The following is a 19,022-nucleotide window of genomic DNA, read 5'->3' as shown; positions in this document are numbered from 1 at the left end:
CGGGACTGTTATTTAAGGTAAATAGGCTTTGGGAATCGGATTCAATTGGGTTTCCTGAGTCCAGTATATATTGATGATCCACCAGCGCTTACCATCATTAAACAGTTGAATGCTGTTTATACCCCGCATGAAAGGCGCTTCATCAGACGCAGTGTGGAAGGACTCATAGGTACTGAACACATGGGCAAGGTTACCAAAAACCTCCGTCTTTCTGTGGATCTCCTTTTCAATGAAACCGTGTTCCTCCAACCATTTACCTGAACTCTTAATGTATTCTTTCGGTTCCATATAATGCACCTTGTATTCTCCGAAGACATCACGGCCACCGGCTATTAATTTTGCATTAGGGTAAAAAAGGAATTTAAACTGTTTCCAAAAACGCTTCTCACCCTTTTCACCGGAAATGACGTCGTATAAGGCTTTAATCGTTTGATCTATGGATAACACCACGGTGGTGTCCAAGACACGCTCTATTGGCTTTTCCGGCTCTGTTTCCTGCGCATTTAGGGTAAAAGCCATACTGCATAAGCATAGGGTGATAAAAAGTTTTTTCATTCGATTTATTTTTATATTGTTTCTTTTTTTTGCCTGTTGTGTCTGTTGAGGTAATGGTTGAAATTCAGTATATCATCTCATCCTCCTGGGGGCACCTGAACCTGAATTAACAATCCAGATTTGTCCTGTCTCAACCTTATTATTTATAAATTTTCTTTATTCTGTCCAGATTCCGCTTATTGTCCCTGTCCTTAATGGTTTCTCGCTTGTCATAGAGCTTTTTACCTTTGGCCAAGGCAATATCCAGCTTAGCCAAACCTTTTTCATTGATGAACAAGCGCAGTGGGATAATGGTAAGTCCTGAATTCTGGACATCCTTGTTGAGCTTTTTTAGTTCTCTTTTGTTCAGTAATAACTTCCGTGTGGCCTTAGGTTTATGATTGTAATGCGTTCCAAAGGCGTATTCCTCAACGGTCATGTTAACCACAAACAATTCACCTCTCTCATTAAATTCGCAGAAACTCTCGGCAATAGAGGCCCTGCTGTTTCGAATGGATTTGATCTCGGTTCCGGTCAAGACAATACCTGCAGTGTACTTGTCCAGTATCTCATATTGAAACCGCGCCTTTTTGTTCTGTATGTTAATGGTCTTTTGCATGGCACACAAAACTAAGCAAATTTTATGTTTTACAATCGAAATATCAGTGCATTGTAAAACCAAGCTTCAGGGTCACCTGCCAATGCTGCACAGCACCCTCTTTAATGCTTCCCCTGGTATCGGTAACCTTGAACCAACGTAAGTTCTGAATGGTTTTTGATGCGCGCTTCAAGGCGTTCCTTATGGCATCATCACTTGATGTTTCGGAGGTGCCAACAATTTCCACGATCTTGTAAATATGGTCGTCCATTATAATAGGTATTTAAATTAGTGTATGCTTAAAATACAAAAAAATTGAAGATATGACCCGATGGCCTCTATTTTCAATCCATTTGATCACTTTTTATGCAAATGCCTTTGATATATGGTTATTATTACTTGTCTTCCCGTAAAACATTCGTATTTTTGAACTTCTATTTTTAAAATTCCTTTAGATACTATGAGTTCATATGATGTCGCTGTAATAGGTTCCGGTCCGGGAGGATATGTGGCCGCCATACGCTGTGCACAATTAGGCATGAAAACCGCAATTATTGAAAAATACACCACCCTGGGTGGGACCTGCTTAAATGTAGGATGCATACCCAGTAAGGCGCTTTTAGATTCATCGCATCATTATGAGGATGCCGTAAAACATTTTGAGGAACATGGCATTGATATCCCGGGGGAGATAAAGGTAAATCTTGAAAAGATGATTGCCCGTAAACAGGCGGTGGTCGATCAAACCACCGGGGGCATCGATTTTTTAATGAAGAAGAATAAAATTGACGTCTATCACGGTACGGGTAGCTTTAAAGATGCGACTCATATCCAGATTTCAGGAGACGAATCCACTGAAATTGAGGCTAAACATACCATTATAGCCACAGGGAGCAAGCCGTCCAGCTTACCCTTTATCAAGATAGACAAAGAACGCATCATCACCTCAACCGAAGCCTTAAAACTTAAGGAAATACCAAAGCATTTGATTGTCATTGGCGGTGGTGTGATTGGCCTGGAATTGGGTCAGGTGTACAAACGCCTGGGGTCAGAGGTTACCGTTGTGGAATATATGGACCGTATCATTCCCACCATGGATTCAGGTCTCTCCAGGGAGCTCAATAAGGTCTTCAAGAAATCAAAATTTAATATCAATACGGCTCATAAAGTGAAATCAGTCGAACTTAAGGGAGATGCCGTTGTGGTGAAAGCCGATAATAAGAAAGGGGAGGAGGTCGAATTTAAAGGGGACTATTGTTTGGTCTCCGTGGGGCGTCGCCCATATACTGATGGATTACAAGCTGAGGCCGCAGGTGTTAAGCTCAATGATAGAGGTCAGATAGAAGTGAATGACCATCTGCAAACAACGGCATCCAATATCTATGCCATAGGAGATGTCGTTAAGGGAGCGATGCTCGCGCACAAAGCTGAGGAAGAAGGGGTGTTTGTGGCCGAAACGATTGCAGGTCAGAAACCGCATATCGACTATAACTTAATTCCCGGAGTGGTCTATACCTGGCCGGAAGTAGCCGCCGTTGGAAAGACCGAAGAGCAGTTAAAAGAAGCGGGCATAGCCTATAAATCGGGTCAGTTTCCAATGCGTGCCCTGGGGCGCAGTCGGGCCAGTATGGATACGGATGGATTCGTAAAGGTTTTAGCGGATAAGACGACCGATGAGATTTTAGGGGTACACATGATTGGTGCCCGGGCGGCCGACATGATTGCAGAAGCGGTTGTCGCCATGGAATACAGGGCCTCAGCTGAGGATGTCTCCAGGATGTCACATGCCCATCCCACTTTTACAGAAGCCATTAAGGAAGCCGCCTTGGCGGCAACCGAGGACAGGGCCTTGCATATTTAAAATAAATCATTCAGTACTTTTGCCAACCGGATTCCGGCGATCTGCAATTGCTGACGTACCGTATCAAAATAGCGATAGGAATACGCATATCTCAGGTTTTGATTTGGTTCAACGGAGGCATACACCTGTTTCGTTAACTGATGGGTTTCATTTACCCAATCGATGATAGAACCTTCCTGAATGGCTTTCACTTCAGTTTTACTCAATGTATTCGCATTTTTAGCGAGTTCAGAATAACTCATTCCATATGTTTCAATCATCTCGCTATCCCACACGCGATGCAAATTGGAAGCCTTATAATGCCACTGTACCTTGAAATCGTTACCCCCGAGATCTTCTTCCAGAGCTACATGCATAGGCTGATGTAAGTCACCTATCAGATGAATGAGCAGTTTTAAATAGAATGCTTTGTCATCCATTGATGCCGTATCATCTTTAATAACGGATATACAATAGTTAATACCCGTAACCATATCCCCTTCAGGATTTTTGTCAGAACTTTCATAAGTCGATTCCAAAGGCATGTTGATATAGTGCCAGGTGTAGAATCTATCATATCGGTCATCAGATTTAATTTCATCGGCGTAGGTAGACACCAGAGCCAGAGATGTGTGATTGAGGAGCCGTGCTATAGCGCGTTTCGTTCTGCCTTTTAAATAATTATCCGCTATGACGCCTACGGTGCGATGCCCGGTACGTCCCCAGAGGTCATCCGAAGCGTTCATTAGTACAGGAAATAGTAAGAGTAAAGAGAGCAGATAAATGCGTAAAGGCTTCATATTTATTTTTTTGCAAATGTATCGTTTTCAATCCTTAAAAGGAATTTTCAAAGAGACTAAATATGCTATTGTGGTGTACCCTTTTCTTTGCCTGATTTCATGAGGTGCTGCCTTTGGTAATGCACTTGCGCATTAAGGTCAATGTTGTAATGTGATCCCGCTCTCGTAAGGATTTGATCAATGGATCGGCGCCGGAACGAAATCTGAATACTTCATCCGCCATTGGGATGCGGACTCGTTTTTTTAGAGTATTTTTTAAAGCCTGTTGCACATCTCCCTATTTTTTTTTAGCTTAGAACAGCTCTTGCAAGCACTATTGGTCTGATTAATAGCCGTTTCAGAAATAGTCCTTTATCTTCATATGTTTACTATTTGGCTTCATGTTATGGTCGGTATTAACGCTTTTAAACCACTGTACTATGAAAACAAGACTACTCCTATTATGTTTATTGATGGCCTCTTATCAAATCGATGCGCAATGCCCCGGAGGCACGCCGGATCCGGGATATACCTGTATTCCTGATGGGAATTTTGAACAGGCACTTATAGATTTAAACATTGATACCAATACCACCAAAGACCAGCAGGTGCTCACAAGCAGTATCGAGAACCTGACGAGTTTAGACGTTAGCGGATATTTTATCTCCGATTTAACCGGTATTGAGGGATTTACAAGCTTACAAACCCTGGATTGCAGCAGTAATAACCTTATTGCCCTCGATTTGTTTGAAAACACCTTGCTCACCGAAATCAATTGCAATAACAACAACATTGGAAATGGCGGTAATTTATTGGTTCTTCCCAATAATAATACTCTGACGGTATTGCGCTGTGGAAATAATAATTTAAGCAGTTTAAATGTATCCGGTTACCCGGCACTTGATGTGTTACATGTGTATAATAACACGAGTAATATCGGGGCATTGGATTTGACAAATCAAACCGTCCTGACGGATTTGCAGTGTCATAATTCGGGGGTAAGTTCCTTGGATATCGATCAATGTGCACTTTTACAGACCCTCGTATGTTATGGAAACAACCTGAACACATTGGATATTTCCGGAAATCCGGACTTGATGACCTTACGGTGTTATAATAATTCAATTGGGTCTTTAGACTTTACAAATAACACGGAATTGGTATATCTCGACTGTGGAAGTAATCCTCTGGGTGCAATAAATGTAAACTTGCTCACCAAATTGGAAACCTTATATTGTTATTATAATGGAATTTCATCTTTGAATGTCTCGAATAATACCCTTCTTAAAAGATTGGATTGTGGCGGTAACCCATCCTTAACCTCCATCAATATTACCATGCTCAGTGCTTTGGAAAGATTTTGGGGATATGAAAACGGTTTTTCATCGGTTGATGCCTCCTCAAACATGATGCTTCAATTGATTAACTGCAATTCGAATGCGAATCTCACTTCGGTCATGTTGCCTGATACGACTACCTTAATTGATGTTCTGCTTTGCTGCAGTAAGTTAGGTGATGTAACCTTTCTGCCAAATCATGTGAATGTTGATTACGTCGATGTTGGAATTAACGAATTGACCAGTCTTGATGTGAGCAACCTGCAAGGTTTGGTCACTTTGTGGTGTAACCAGAATCTGTTGACTTCACTGAATTTAAAAACCGGTAACATTGGTATTTTCTCCAGGTTAAGAGCTCGGGATAACGCATTGACCTGCGTCGATGTGGATGATGTGGCCTTAGCTCAGGGCAAATCGGACTGGCAGGTCGATAATGGTGTGACCTTTGCGGTGAACTGTACCTTAAGTAATGATGAGTTTACAGAAAATAAAATCGCCTTATTTCCAAATCCAACACGTCAGAGCATACACTTGCGACTTGCTGCTGAAGCCCGTTATTCCATTGTCAACATCATGGGAAAAGTTGTCGATGAGGGGATTTTGGGCTCCGGGATGAACACTGTGGACCTATCCCATACGGCCAATGGCATCTATTTTTTAACCTTGAGCAGCCCGGAGGGTAGGACTACAAAAAAAATAATGAAACAGTAACAGGACCATGATGTCGTGCAGTTTGATTTTTGAATCGCTGTCCTTCATGTGACTAAAAGCAGACACAAGGTCGGTTGGGAGATGTAACGCCGTTGTGGATAACAGGTGTTCGGTTCCTGTTCATACTAGAAGAACGGTATGTGTAAACCCCATTCAGCAACTTGATAGGAAGTAATGTTTTATTGCATTCCCCTAAGTGAAATGCGATGTATTAATTTCAGATTTTCACTTAAATTCCAGGGAGAATAGCTTACCTTGCTGATAAAAGTCCATTCTTATGCATAGCTTTATTTTACGAATAAAACCTGTCTTAGCCCTATTAGTCCTTGTGCTCTGTTCCTGTAAGGAATCAATTCCTGAAACCCCATCACAGGTCCTTTGGTACACCGAACCCGCAACACAATGGAATGAGGCGTTACCACTGGGAAATGGCCACCTCGGGGTCATGGTATTCGGACATCCAACACATGAACGCATACAACTCAATGACGATTCGCTTTGGCCGGCCGATAAGGAGGATTGGGATGATCCTGAAGGCAATCCAGACGACCTGAACACCATAAGAAGGCTCCTTTTTGAAGGGAAAAATGATCTGGCGGACAGTTTGTTTGTCGCTAAATTTTCGAGAAAACGCGTCGTCCGCTCGCATCAGACCCTAGGGGACCTTTTCATCGATTTCGAACATGATAGTATCACCGACTACAGACGTTCCTTGGATATAAGTAAGGCTACAGCTAAAGTAAGCTATAGATCAGATAATCATACAGTTACAGAAAGGTTTTTTGTGTCGCACCCGAAGCGTGTCATCGCTGTTGAGTTGAGCACGGATCACAGTAATGGCCTGAGCGCAAAATTAAGATTGAGTCGACCGCAGAATAAGGGCGTTCCTACGGCAGAGACCGTTGTTAGACATCCCGATCTACTTGTCATGAAGGGTGAAGTGACCCAACGTGAGGGTTTTTTTAATTCGGAACCCTATCCCTTATTGGACGGCGTTCAATTTGAAACCTGTTTAAAAGTGCGGCATGAAGGCGGGACCCTGATATCGGGAAGTGACTACCTGGAACTCAAGGACGTCCGAAAGGCCACCCTGTACATCCTATCGAATTCTTCCTATTACTTCGACGATTATGAAGGTCAGAACCAAAAGGATTTACAAGCCCTGGCGTCTCAAACCTTCGACGCCCTTGAAAAGGAACATATTGAGGATTACCAGAGCCTGTATTCCAGACTGTCATTTCATCTTGAGGACAACCAGCTGGATTCCATCCCTACAGATCAGCGATTGGAACGCGTAAAAGCGGGGCATGTCGACACCAATCTGGAAAGTCTGCTGTTTCAGTATGGCCGGTATCTGTTAATTTCCTCATCGCGGGTCGGTACCAATCCGGCTAACCTGCAGGGCCTTTGGAACGAACACATCAATGCCCCCTGGAATGCCGATTATCATCTGAACATCAATCTGCAGATGAACTATTGGCTTGCCGATGTGACCCACCTGGGCGAACTCAATGCACCATTATTTGATTATATAGATCGGCTGGTGGCTTCAGGGAAGAGCACCGCGCGTACCAATTTTGGTTGCAATGGTACCTTCATACCTCATGCGACCGACTTATGGGTACCCACCTGGTTGCGTGCACCCACGGCCTATTGGGGCTGTTCTGTTGGAGCAGGGGGCTGGCTGATGCAGCACTACTGGCAGCATTATGAATTCACCCGGGATCAGGCCTTCCTGAAAGAGCGCGTCTTTCCTGCATTACATGAAGTGGCCCTTTTCTACAGCGATTGGCTCATAGAAGATCCAAGGGACGGATCTTTGATCTCGGCACCCTCTACATCACCTGAAAACCGCTATTATAATAGTGAAGGCAAATCCGTGGCCACCTGCCTGGGCAGCGCTATGGATCAACAGATCATCTACGAGGTATTTGACAACTATCTGAGGGCATGCCAGATTTTGAATATAGACAACGCCTTTGTCAAAACTATTGCCTCTCAGAAATCACAACTGCGTTCGGGATTTGTTATTGGCAGTGATGGCCGCATTTTGGAATGGGACAGAGAATACGACGAGCCTGAGCCCGGTCACAGACACATGTCCCATTTATATGGATTCCATCCCGGGAATTATGTAACCCAAAATGAAACCCCTGAATTGTTTGAGGCGGTCAGGAAAACGCTGGACTATCGCCTTGCGAATGGTGGAGCAGGAACGGGATGGAGCAGGGCATGGCTCATTAATTGCAGTGCGCGACTCCTGGATGGGGATATGGCTCATAAACACATTCAGTTGTTACTGCAGAAATCCATGAGCACCAATTTGTTCGATTTGCACCCTCCATTTCAAATAGACGGCAATTTCGGATATACCGCAGGCGTTGCGGAACTATTATTACAATCACATGAAACCAATGGCATTCGAGTATTACCTGCTTTACCAACAGCGTGGAAGAACGGTTGTATAAAAGGCTTAAAGGCCAGAGGTGGTTTAACGTTCGACCTGCATTGGAAGGATCATGAACTTGAGAAAGCCATTATCAGTTCAGATTTTGACCAAAGCATACATCTGATTCACAAGGATCAAAGGATACCGATAGCTGTAACAAAGGACGAACCCCTGACCTACAAGCCCTGACCCCTTAGGGCTAAACATCAATTGGTGTTTAGCTTTAAAGCGCTAGTCATAATGCTGAAATGCTTTCCTTAGGTGTTCTAGCTTTTGTAGGCATGGGTTATCAAAATTGTCCTGTGAATTTTGAAAATTCACAGGACAATTTCAAAAATTCACAGGACAATTTGGAAGCATCGTGCTTATAGAATTAGAAAGCGCTCAGCAGAGAACACAGAACCTGTAACTGCAAATCAGTAATTTGTCAGCAAATAGGCTTTTAAGTCCTCGTAAGTCGTTATCTTTTCGGATACCTTCTCCTTATCCATCACCGCCTGTATCTGTTCCGGGAGCGGCTGGTCCTTTTTAATCACCGCTTCAACAACATCCAAAAATTTAGTGGGGTGCGCCGTTTCCAAAAACACACAATGGGCATCGGGATGGTCCTTCAGATAGGCTTTGGAACCCAAATAACCCACAGCACCATGAGGATCTGCCACATAACCGAAGGTGTTATATAGTTCTAGCATGGCCGCCCTGGTTTCATCATCCGTGAAGCTGTAGGAATACAAATGCTCCTTAAGCGTGTCGAATTTGTTCTTATAAATTTCCTGGATGCGAATAAAATTACTGGGGGCACCCACATCCATGGCGTTGCTTATGGTCTGCACCGAAGGCCTCGGTTCATACAACTCTGATATTAAATAGCGGGTCACCACATTGTTCACATTGTTTGATGCAATAAAATGGTGTATGGGCAAACCCAGTTGCTGCGCCATCATCCCGGCACAGATGTTACCAAAATTACCACTGGGCACAGAAAACACGATGTCGTCGTATGTTTTATACAAGTGCCTGTAGGCAAACATAAAGTAGAACATTTGCGGCAACCAGCGTGCCACATTAATGGAATTGGCAGAGGTGAGTTGCATGTTCCTGGTTAAGCTGTCATCCAGAAATGCGCGTTTCACCATGGTCTGGCAATCATCAAAGGTACCATCAACTTCCAATGCCCTGATGTTCTGACCCAGGGTAGTGAGCTGCTTTTCCTGTATTTCGCTGACCTTACCACTGGGATACAATATGACCACATTGACGCCCTTTACACCTAAAAATCCGTTGGCTACAGCGCCTCCGGTATCTCCTGAGGTCGCCACTAAAACGGTGACCTCCTGAGTGTTATCCTGATTAAAATACCCTAAACACCGCGCCATAAAACGGGCCCCCACATCCTTGAAGGCCATGGTGGGACCATGAAACAGCTCTAATGTAGAGATGTGGTCGTTAAGGGTGACCACAGGAAAATCAAATGATAAGGTTGATGCTACAATCTGCCTTAGATCCTTTTCAGGTATTTCAGGGAAGACAAACTGTTTGATGGCTTCATAGGCAATATCTGCATGAGACATGCTGTCTAAGCTGTTAAAGAAATCCTGCGGCAGGGGCGTGATACGCTCAGGAAAATACAATCCCTTATCCGGTGCCAGGCCCTTTATTACGGCATTTTTAAAAGAAGAAAGTGCTGCTTTTTTATTTAGGCTGTAGTAGTTCATCTCAAATCGTATGTCAGATAATGACTATCCTATGACTTTAATCCCCTGGGTGTTAATTTTTGACACATGTATATCGAAAGCGATATCAGAATTCCGGTAAACCGCCTCAATCTGTTTTGCAACTGCCTTTGCAGCGGCATGTCCTTCACAAAGGGTAAAAACCGACGGACCGGAACCGGAAATACCGGAGCCCAGAGCTCCTGCCTGCGCGGCAGCCTGAATGACTTCATCATAGAATGGGATGAGTCGGCTTCGATACGGTTCGACAATCACATCGCGTAATGAGGCCTTAATCAGATCGTAATCCGAGGTATGCAGTGCATGAATTAAACTTCCAAAATTAGCCCATTGCGTTATGGCATCACTCAAGGGAATATCCCTTGGAAGGATGGCCCTTGCCTCGGCTGTCTTAATCTCGATTTGTGGATGCAGAATCACCGCAAAGAGATTATCGGGTGTTGGAATTTCCAATACCTGCAAAGGCGATACGCTCTTCACCAGTGTAAAACCACCAAATAGGGCAGGTGCCAGGTTATCGGCATGTTCGCATTGACTGGCTAAGGCTTCACCCTTAATGGCAAATTCGGTTAACTGCGTTGTATTAAACGGTTTGTTTAAAAGTGCATTCATGCCAAAAACACTGCCTACAGCACTTGCGGCACTGCTGCCAATGCCACTTCCCGGTTTGATCTTTTTGTAGATCTCAATTTCAAATCCGAAATCAACGTCAATAGCCTCATAAAGGGCTAAGGCTGAAACGCCGGCCACATTGGATTTGGGATCATAAGGTAAGTCGGCGCCTTCTATATGGGTGATGTAGATTCCTTTTTTCTCAATTTTTCGAATCACCATTTCGTCACCCACACCATCCAGACAAAAGCCCAGCACATCAAAGCCGCAGGATACATTCGCCACAGTGGCAGGAGAAAATAGTCTTATTTCGTTCATTTTTTCTATTAAATAGTTCTCGGCTGCACTGGAGCAGTAACCCGAACCTTTTTTATACAAGTTCATTATACATCCTAAATGTTTCCTATTCTTATGATATCGGCAAATAGCCCTGAGGCTGTAACATCGGCACCGGCTCCCGCACCTTTGATGATCATTGGTTGCTCCGGATACCTTTGGGTGTAGAACATCACAATATTGTCCTTACCCTCTAAATTATAAAATGGATGCCCCTGCGGAATTTCCTGAAGCCCCACACTGGCCCGACCATTATTGAACTGCGCCACATACTTTAGCTGACACTGTTTCGCACTGGCGGCGGCATATATCTGCTGGTAGTGATCCTCATCCTTAATTAAGGTGTCAAAGAAATCCGCCACCGTATCACTTTTAAACCCGGATTCCGATAAGAAGGAGGTGTTTTCGATATCTTCCAATTCCATGCTTACCCCACTTTCCCTGGCCAAAATAAGGATTTTCCGAGCCACATCAACACCACTGAGATCAATTCTCGGATCCGGTTCGGTGTAACCTTCTTCCTGGGCCTGTTTCACCACGTCGTAGAACCTGGTCTGATCATTAAAATGGTTGAACACAAAATTTAAACTTCCGGAGAGCACGGCCTGTATCGAGGTGATTTTATCCCCTGAGGCCACCAGATTATTCAAAGTATCGATGACAGGTAAACCGGCACCGACATTAGTTTCGAAAAGGAAGGGCGCATTGTATTTCAAGGACAGGCGCTTTAGCAGTTTGTAGTTCTCCATATTGCCGGAACAGGCTATTTTATTGCAGGCCACAACAGCAATACTTTCCCTGAGGTAATCAGGATAGCGTCGCGCAACATCGGCGTTAGCCGTTATATCCATAAAAATACTGTTGCGCAGATTGAGCTTCAGTATGTTTTGGAAAAATCCATCGAGCGATGCCTTCTCACCACCTGCCAGTTTCACTTTCCAATCCTTTAAATCGATGCCATCCTCATTGAAATACATGGTTCTTGAGTTGGATAATCCGATAATGCGCAGATTGATCTTCAAATTCTCCTTTAAATAGGTACGCTGCTGTCTAATTTGCTCTACCAAACGTTCCCCAACGTTACCAACCCCTGTAATGAATACATTCAGCTGTTTGGTCTTGGCCTCAAAAAACTGTTCATGAAGCGTGTTCAATGCTTTTTTAACATCCTTATCGGCAATTACCGCCGAAATGTTCTTCTCTGAAGCGCCCTGGGCAATCGCTCGGATATTGATGTTATTCTTTCCCAGGGTGCTGAACATTTTACCACTAATGCCCTGGTGGTTCTTCATATTATCACCGACAAGGGCTATAATGGATAAGCCTGTCTCTACAACAATAGGATCGATTTTATGAAGTGCGATCTCATTTTCAAAGATCTGGTCTACCGCGTTTTTGGCGCTTTCAGCGTCCGCAGCATCGATACCAAGACAAATGGAATGTTCTGATGAAGCCTGGGTAATTAAAATCACATTGATCTTTTCCTGAGCCAGGGTTTCAAAAAGGCGTTTTGAAAACCCTGGAATACCCACCATTCCACTGCCCTGAAGGGTTAACAAGGCAATATTTCCAATATTGCTAATCCCTTTTACCGGATTACCATTCTGAGATTCCAGATTGGAAATGATGGTCCCCGTATCTTCAGGTCGGTTCGTATTCTTGATATGGATTGGAATATTCAGGTCCAGGACAGGCTGCACCGTAGGAGGATATAAAACCTTTGCCCCAAAGTGGGAGAGCTCCATGGCTTCCTGATAGGATATCGTCTCAATAGGGTAGGCCTGTTTTACTAATTTTGGATTCGTCGTGAACATGCCACTCACATCCGTCCAGATGTCCAGTTGTTCCACCTCCATGGCAGCAGCAAGTATCGCCGCCGTAAAATCGGAGCCCCCACGGCCAAGGGTGGTTTCCTCGCCTTGAGCCGATTTAGCTATAAAACCGGGTAAAATCGTAATCCGGGCTTTAGCCGATTTAAAATAGTCCCTAATGTTCGCATAGGTGGTAGGGTAATCGACTTCTGCCTTGGTATAGTTGGCATTGGTTATAATGAGGTCCTGAGTATTCTTCCTGGCTGCAGAAAGCGTCCTGTTTTTCATCGTTTCAGCCATAATGAAGGAGGACAGTTTTTCACCAAAACTTACCAGTTTATCCGATGTTTTAGGAGATAGCTCATTGATTAAATAAATGCCTTCCAAAAGATTCTTCAAGGCGTTTAATGTTTCGTCTAAAAAATGGAGTAGTGGTTGCTTGTTTGATGGATTGAGGTCCTCTATAATCTCAAGGTGAATTGCCTTAATACGATTAAAGGTCGCTTCGAATACCCTGTCCTTGTTCTTAGCCTGTTCTCCGGCTAAAAGTAATTTATCGGTAATGCCACCGACAGCAGAGACCACACAGGCCACTTTATCTTTTTCAGAATAGCTTTCTAAAATGGAAATAACATTATTTATATTTTGTGATGAACCTACAGAAGTTCCTCCGAATTTTAAAACTTGCATGTTTTAATACATTGATTGTTGTGAAAAATAATTAAAAATATGTGATTATAGAAATCACAAAAATAGTCCGAAGTATATGTAATTAGCAACCCCAAGGGGTTGTAGTACTTGTAGTAGTTCCAAAAAAAGATACGGCCTTTAGAGATGAAAAAGGCAAGGTAAAAACTATATTTTGGGCTAAAAGATTCATGGTATTACTGTATAATACAGTCCAAAAGTATTACTTTTAACTTAATAAAAAAATAAATCATTGCTTTTTATAAAATTCTTATTAAGCATGCATTTAATTAAACTATAACGGGCTAAAAAGCTGAAGTATTGATAAATTAACAACCGTCCCGGCGATGAAGCTATTTTCCAGAGAACAGATTTACACAGGCGACAAACTTACTGTTGAGCGCCAGAAGATCACTTCGGCCGATCTCATGGAACGTGCAGGAACCCAACTGTTCAATTGGATGCATTTACGCATGCAGGGGGCGCAGGTTCCAGTCCATATCTTTTGCGGAATCGGGAACAACGGCGGAGATGGCCTGGTCCTGGGCAGGCACCTCATAACCCATGGGTATCGGGTAAACACCTATATTGTCAATTACAGCGACAAGCGTTCAAAGGATTTTCTGATAAATTACGATCGTATCAAGACCGTTTCAAAGGATTGGCCGATATTGTTAAAGAAGGGGAAGGCCTTTCCGGAAATACATCCGGATGACATTATTGTAGATGCCGTTTTTGGCATTGGTTTGAACCGACCTGTCGATGACTGGGTAAAGACCCTGTTCCAGCATTTTAAAACCAGCAAGGCCTTTACCTTATCCATTGATATCCCCTCGGGACTTTATATGGAAAAGCCCATAGAAGATCCAGATGGAGTTGTACAGGCAGGGGATACCTTAACTTTTGCAGCACCAAAACTCGTGTTTTTTTTACCGGAAACGGCGAAATATACGGTGCAGTGGGAGGTTTTGGACATCGAATTTGATACTGAGTTCTTACAGAGCACTGAGGTCGAGGCGGAGTTGATCGGTAAGTATGAGGTCCTTACCCTATACAAGCCAAGGGATAGATATGCCCATAAAGGCCATTTTGGACACGGTTTGATTATTGGCGGAAGTTATGGTAAGATCGGTGCGGTTGTCTTGTCAACCCGAGCAGCCTTATCGGCGGGAGCAGGATTGGTCACTGCCTATGTTCCGAGATGTGGCTATCATACCCTGCAGTCTACTGTTCCTGAAGCCATGGTGATTACGGATAAAGATGAGGAAAACATCAGCTCTATAGCCTATGAGTTCAAGCCGACGGCCGTAGGTATAGGCATCGGGATGGGCACTCTTGATGCTACCGTAAATGCATTCGAGGCCTTCCTGAAATCGAATGTCGCCCCCCTGGTCATCGATGCTGATGGTCTGAATATCTTGTCTCAAAAGAACGCTTTATTGAAGTTACTGCCAAAGCACTGTGTGCTAACGCCACATCCCAAGGAACTCGAGCGGCTCGTTGGTCCATGGACAGACGATTTTGACAAGCTGCAAAAGGTAAAGGCCTTTTCAAAAAAATACAGCTGTATCGTGGTGATAAAAGGGGCACATACGGTAACTGTTTTTAAAGAGAAGCTCTACATTAACACCACCGGAAATCCGGGGCTGGCAACAGCGGGTAGCGGGGATGTACTGACCGGGATCATTACGGGACTGATGGCGCAGCGCTATGATCCCCTGACCGCAAGTATGTTCGGAGTGTACCTGCACGGCAAATCGGCGGACATCGCCGTTGAGGATTTTGGCTACCAGAGTGTAATGGCCGGTCATGTGATAGACTACCTTGGGAAAGCTTTTTTGGATTTGTTTAAGGCACCGGAACAGGCGGATCCAAACAGGAAAACGAACGCCGAGGACCAAAACGGCTCCTGAGGCCAATAAAAAAGGTTTCCCATTCGGAAAACCTTTTTCAATGTAATTTCGTTCCCTTTAACGGGGTTTAAATATTATATTCCGTAAATAATTCAATTAATTTAGGATCCGAGGGTCGCGGTGCATTGGCATTGATAATCTGACCTTCGGGGTTGATGAGAATAAAGCGGGGGATGCCCTGGATCTGGTATTCCTTTACAAATGCCGAATTCCAATCGTTATCGGCAAACAGCTGAATACCGCCGAGTTCCTTTTCCTCCACCATGGTCTTCCATTTCTCATGATCGCTCACCTTATCAATGGATATGCTCACAAAGGCAATGTTCTTATCGTGGTATTTGGCCTCTACTTCCTTTAGGAATGGGATTTCCCTTTTGCAGGGTCCGCACCAGGTAGCCCAGACATCGATGTAGACATATTTACCTTCCAGGTCGCTCAATGAGGTGGTTCCACCTGCATAGTTTTCGTAATCCGTAAATTTTGGTGAGGGACTGCCCTTGGAAAGCACCTTAAGTTTATCATAAGTCGCTGTAATTTCAGTTTTGTGCTCTTCGTTGGTTGAATGTGTCATAAACGAAGTGTAGTAGCCTTCCAAATCATCGGTGTAGGTAATACCCGTTTTAGCACTGTTGAACAGCAACTTATTCTTAATGAGCTCGCTCGTCGCAACGGAGATGGCCTTGTGAAGGGCCGCATAGTCGGCGAGTGAATCGGATTCGATAAGCTCCTGAGCTTTATTGTTATAGTGTCCTGTCACCAGATTGGCATAGGCATTTGAAAACTTAAAATCGTCCTCATTGTTGTAATCTATCTGATCCAACTCCTTTAAAAAATCCTCAGAGACTTCAAAATCAGGGTTCCCGGTATAATAGGCATGATAGGGCTGATATCTCATAAGTTGCCCCAGGTAACTGTAGTTGATATTTCGGGTTTCTTTTATCTTGTAAGATTCCGGTATACCGGCAGTTGCATCTAAATTGGCCAACAGTGAATCCCTGATGCCGGTAAACGTGGTTTTGAAAGTGGTCTCATCCAAGGTATATACATTTTCAGGACCCCTTAATTCCCGCTCTAGGGTGGATTTGTTTTTCAGATAGTCACTTATGGGGGCTCCATCTCCGGCAAAGGTTAAGGAGTTATTAAAATCGTTAGCATCATAGCTAATGTGAATGCTATCGCCCTTCTCGATGTAAACCGGTGTAAAGTTCTTTCCGTCGAAGAACATGAAATGACCAAAATCGGAAGAAATGATATCGCGAAAGGTCCCATTAGCATCGGTAGGCATGGTCATGGTAAAACTTCTGTCTAAGGTGCCAAGATTGACCTTGCCCGGACCATTGCTTACCGTGCCGGCTACAATGGCATAATCGCGAGATACTTCTTTCTGACAACTTAAGATGAATGCGATACATAAAAGTAAAATAATCGAATGTTTCATATCAGTTTTTTTGTTAAAGCGCTAAAGATAATTATTTGCACTAATCCATAGGGGTAAGGGCCTCATTTTTAAAATTTAATTAACATTTTTGATTTGAGACGGACCAACTGAAATCGGTATGTCATCTATAGCATATTTATGGTCAATGGAAGTAATTGTTTTCAGATCAGGATCTTAAACCTTTAGAACATCACTGTTCATTTGCAATACTGTTAATAAAGAGGCCTTCTGTTTAGGAAAACTACAATAATTCGGGTAGATAACTGATAATCGGTTAAATTTACCAATCGTCTAAAAATCGAAAAAAATCATGTCGATAATCTAATAATTCTAGCGGATGGTCTAAAAGTTGAATTACCTGTTTGTTAATGAAAAGGGGTTAGATTAACTTTGAATATCCCTCAAATCTGCATGTTTTAAACTTTCTCTACTTATTTTTCAGTGAAGAGCATACTTGATTAATAGCAGTATTAAGTAGCCCTGACTTACCAAAAATTTAGCAATGTGCTAGCGCTTTTTGTAGTGACACTCAGTGACGGCGATTGTCTTGTCTTATTTATGTTAACATCATTTATTAATTAAACAAAAATGTTATGTTAATGTACAATTTTACCCAATCTTTTTCACGAACGATACGCTGGTGCTCTCGAGTTAGTGGTATCATTTCAAAAAGTATAATGGGCTTCGGCTTGCTTATGCTTTTTTTGTTTGCAACAACGAGTTTGCAGGCGCAGACAGTAGTCCCTTGTATAAACGGTAATTCGTTCGAGTGGGGCACACCCCAATTGCAATCAGAGCCCACTTATTCTTATCGCTCGGATGTTTTCACCGGTAATCAAGATGATATTTATACCGGTTCAAAAGACTTTAAATTATTTGGGGATAATAACAACTCCAATGAATACAATGAGTGGACATTAAGTCCGATGCAGGCCAAGAGTGATATCATGAATGCGGCAGCTGTCATTCTTACAGGCCTCGTAAATGATCCTGATTGTGAATTACCAGATGGAACTACGGTTAATACAGATTATGATCCCGCTAAAACATATCTCTTTTTTGCTGGAGACCGTGAAAGCAATAATGGCGTTGGCTATATTGGGTTTTGGTTTTTAATCAACGGAACATCTGCTACTACAAATGCGGGAGGGCAAAATATTTTTTATCCAGCACATACCATTGGAGATTTACTGGTTTTAGCAGATTTTGAAAATGGAGGTAGGCAAGCAAACATAACAATTCTCAGATGGGTTGGTCCTGGTAATGGGACAGCTGGTAATAATCTTTCCCTTTTACCAATAGATGTTTCTCCAACAACTTCGATAGCTCAAAATAATGGAGGAACAACCCCTGTCCCTGCTGGATTTTCGGTTCCTGCAGGTCAGGTGGAATATGATTACAATGAATTCTATGAAGGGGTTATTGATTTAACTGACGCATTTGATGGGCTTCCTAATCCTCCTACAGTGCAAGATTTATGTAATGCCACATGGATGCTAGAAACCAGATCTTCTAAAGAAATTACTGCAGATCTAAAGGATTTTGTTGGGGGTGATTTTAATCTTCCTTTTACAATTGAGGCCACTGGTGATGAAGTTTGTGAGAATACAAGTGCCAGTTTATCGGCTACATTATTTAAAAACAATGGAGAGCCTATTAATAACATTAATTTCACAGATCAATATATCTACACGTGGTCTGGACCATCAGGTGTGTTGCCGGATGATTTCCCTGGACAAGGAACAAATACGATTGAATTTAATTCAGTGACGCTAGCCGATGAGGGATTATATTCAGTAACGGTATCTGGCCCAGGTTGCTTACCTGATAATCCAACTGCAACAGCCACTTTAAACGTTTTGGAAGAAGTGACATTTTCGTGTCCGGATGCCTATAGTGATAACGCTTGTAATCTTGAGGCAAATACGTTTTCGGATTGGTTAGCTGGATTTACAGTGACCCCTGGAGATACCCCAGTTACAGTAACTTATATGATAAATGGGCAATCAGCAAATGATCTTAATAATGTTTCACTGCCAGATGCTTGTGATGGCGTTGTATCAATAACCATGACAGTAGATGATGAGTGTACTGAACCAACCAGTTGTTCATCTTCATTTACAGTAGAAGCTGCTCCAGCAGTGACTATCGTTCAGGCTCCACAGAATGATTCAGTGAGTGCTTGTGATTATCAAGAAGGTGACTTTGGCGCTTGGATAGCAGCACAAGAAGCAGCATTAGGAT

The 19,022-nt window shown here is 43.1% G+C and carries 13 protein-coding genes; 5 read left to right on the top strand and 8 right to left on the bottom strand.

Annotated features, from left to right (window positions below; translation table 11 throughout):
- Positions 1 to 12: 12 nt before the first annotated feature.
- The 3 genes from MR041_RS09960 to MR041_RS09950 all read right to left on the bottom strand — a co-directional run bounded on the left by MR041_RS09960 (position 13) and on the right by MR041_RS09950 (position 1,403).
- Positions 13 to 555: a hypothetical protein gene (locus MR041_RS09960; RefSeq protein ID WP_242093475.1), complete on the bottom strand. Its 543-nt coding sequence runs from the start codon at positions 553 to 555 to the stop codon at positions 13 to 15.
- Positions 556 to 694: 139 nt separating this feature from the next.
- Positions 695 to 1,153, bottom strand: coding sequence for an SsrA-binding protein SmpB (gene smpB, locus MR041_RS09955; protein WP_242093474.1), 459 nt, complete (start codon positions 1,151 to 1,153; stop codon positions 695 to 697).
- A gap of 43 nt (positions 1,154 to 1,196) precedes the next feature.
- Complete coding sequence (locus MR041_RS09950; RefSeq protein WP_242093473.1) at positions 1,197 to 1,403, bottom strand: dodecin; 207 nt, start codon at positions 1,401 to 1,403, stop codon at positions 1,197 to 1,199.
- 189 nt (positions 1,404 to 1,592) lie between these two features.
- On the opposite strand from MR041_RS09950, the gene lpdA reads away from it, so the two are divergent.
- Complete coding sequence (lpdA, locus tag MR041_RS09945) at positions 1,593 to 2,993, top strand: dihydrolipoyl dehydrogenase (RefSeq protein WP_242093472.1); 1,401 nt, start codon at positions 1,593 to 1,595, stop codon at positions 2,991 to 2,993.
- Here lpdA and MR041_RS09940 read toward each other — a convergent pair.
- Positions 2,990 to 3,772, bottom strand: a complete 783-nt coding sequence (locus tag MR041_RS09940; RefSeq protein WP_242093471.1) for a S1/P1 nuclease — start codon at positions 3,770 to 3,772, stop codon at positions 2,990 to 2,992. The genes lpdA and MR041_RS09940 overlap by 4 nt on opposite strands.
- A gap of 419 nt (positions 3,773 to 4,191) precedes the next feature.
- On the opposite strand from MR041_RS09940, the gene MR041_RS09935 reads away from it, so the two are divergent.
- Positions 4,192 to 5,799 carry a T9SS type A sorting domain-containing protein gene (locus MR041_RS09935; RefSeq protein ID WP_242093470.1) on the top strand — a complete coding sequence of 536 codons (1,608 nt, stop codon included), beginning with the start codon at positions 4,192 to 4,194 and terminating at the stop codon, positions 5,797 to 5,799.
- A gap of 277 nt (positions 5,800 to 6,076) precedes the next feature.
- Positions 6,077 to 8,437 (top strand): glycoside hydrolase family 95 protein, encoded by a 2,361-nt coding sequence (locus tag MR041_RS09930; RefSeq protein ID WP_242093469.1) that lies wholly within the window; start codon positions 6,077 to 6,079, stop codon positions 8,435 to 8,437.
- A gap of 227 nt (positions 8,438 to 8,664) precedes the next feature.
- Here MR041_RS09930 and thrC read toward each other — a convergent pair whose 3' ends face one another.
- The 3 genes from thrC to thrA form a co-directional block, all read right to left on the bottom strand.
- Positions 8,665 to 9,963 carry a threonine synthase gene (gene thrC, locus MR041_RS09925; RefSeq protein ID WP_242093468.1) on the bottom strand — a complete coding sequence of 433 codons (1,299 nt, stop codon included), beginning with the start codon at positions 9,961 to 9,963 and terminating at the stop codon, positions 8,665 to 8,667.
- Positions 9,964 to 9,987: 24 nt separating this feature from the next.
- Complete coding sequence (locus MR041_RS09920) at positions 9,988 to 10,911, bottom strand: homoserine kinase (RefSeq protein ID WP_242093467.1); 924 nt, start codon at positions 10,909 to 10,911, stop codon at positions 9,988 to 9,990.
- A 74-nt stretch (positions 10,912 to 10,985) separates the two neighbouring features.
- Positions 10,986 to 13,430: a bifunctional aspartate kinase/homoserine dehydrogenase I gene (thrA, locus tag MR041_RS09915; RefSeq protein ID WP_242093466.1), complete on the bottom strand. Its 2,445-nt coding sequence runs from the start codon at positions 13,428 to 13,430 to the stop codon at positions 10,986 to 10,988.
- A gap of 344 nt (positions 13,431 to 13,774) precedes the next feature.
- On the opposite strand from thrA, the gene MR041_RS09910 reads away from it, so the two are divergent.
- Complete coding sequence (locus MR041_RS09910) at positions 13,775 to 15,340, top strand: NAD(P)H-hydrate dehydratase (protein ID WP_242093465.1); 1,566 nt, start codon at positions 13,775 to 13,777, stop codon at positions 15,338 to 15,340.
- A 67-nt stretch (positions 15,341 to 15,407) separates the two neighbouring features.
- Here the strand turns inward: MR041_RS09910 and MR041_RS09905 are convergent, their stop codons facing one another.
- On the bottom strand, positions 15,408 to 16,778 hold the full coding sequence (locus MR041_RS09905) for a TlpA family protein disulfide reductase (protein ID WP_242093464.1): 1,371 nt from the start codon (positions 16,776 to 16,778) through the stop codon (positions 15,408 to 15,410).
- A 593-nt stretch (positions 16,779 to 17,371) separates the two neighbouring features.
- Between MR041_RS09905 and MR041_RS09900 the strand changes: the two genes are divergently transcribed.
- Positions 17,372 to 19,022: hypothetical protein (locus tag MR041_RS09900; protein ID WP_242093463.1), on the top strand; the 1,651-nt coding region annotated here is incomplete at its 3' end.

The organism is Aestuariivivens sediminicola (assembly GCF_022662015.1).
Taxonomy (GTDB): domain Bacteria; phylum Bacteroidota; class Bacteroidia; order Flavobacteriales; family Flavobacteriaceae; genus Aestuariivivens; species Aestuariivivens sediminicola.
Note: the sequence above shows the minus strand (reverse complement) of the source record. Positions and strands in the feature narration are given on the sequence as shown.

Bases quoted from the DNA above. Each gene is read 5' to 3' on its own strand.
- MR041_RS09960 (WP_242093475.1), bottom strand. From the start codon at position 555: ATGAAAAAACTTTTTATCACCCTATGCTTATGCAGTATGGCTTTTACC.
- smpB (WP_242093474.1), bottom strand. From the start codon at position 1,153: ATGCAAAAGACCATTAACATACAGAACAAAAAGGCGCGGTTTCAATAT.
- MR041_RS09950 (WP_242093473.1), bottom strand. From the start codon at position 1,403: ATGGACGACCATATTTACAAGATCGTGGAAATTGTTGGCACCTCCGAA.
- lpdA (WP_242093472.1), top strand. From the start codon at position 1,593: ATGAGTTCATATGATGTCGCTGTAATAGGTTCCGGTCCGGGAGGATAT.
- MR041_RS09940 (WP_242093471.1), bottom strand. From the start codon at position 3,772: ATGAAGCCTTTACGCATTTATCTGCTCTCTTTACTCTTACTATTTCCT.
- MR041_RS09935 (WP_242093470.1), top strand. From the start codon at position 4,192: ATGAAAACAAGACTACTCCTATTATGTTTATTGATGGCCTCTTATCAA.
- MR041_RS09930 (WP_242093469.1), top strand. From the start codon at position 6,077: ATGCATAGCTTTATTTTACGAATAAAACCTGTCTTAGCCCTATTAGTC.
- thrC (WP_242093468.1), bottom strand. From the start codon at position 9,963: ATGAACTACTACAGCCTAAATAAAAAAGCAGCACTTTCTTCTTTTAAA.
- MR041_RS09920 (WP_242093467.1), bottom strand. From the start codon at position 10,911: ATGAACGAAATAAGACTATTTTCTCCTGCCACTGTGGCGAATGTATCC.
- thrA (WP_242093466.1), bottom strand. From the start codon at position 13,430: ATGCAAGTTTTAAAATTCGGAGGAACTTCTGTAGGTTCATCACAAAAT.
- MR041_RS09910 (WP_242093465.1), top strand. From the start codon at position 13,775: ATGAAGCTATTTTCCAGAGAACAGATTTACACAGGCGACAAACTTACT.
- MR041_RS09905 (WP_242093464.1), bottom strand. From the start codon at position 16,778: ATGAAACATTCGATTATTTTACTTTTATGTATCGCATTCATCTTAAGT.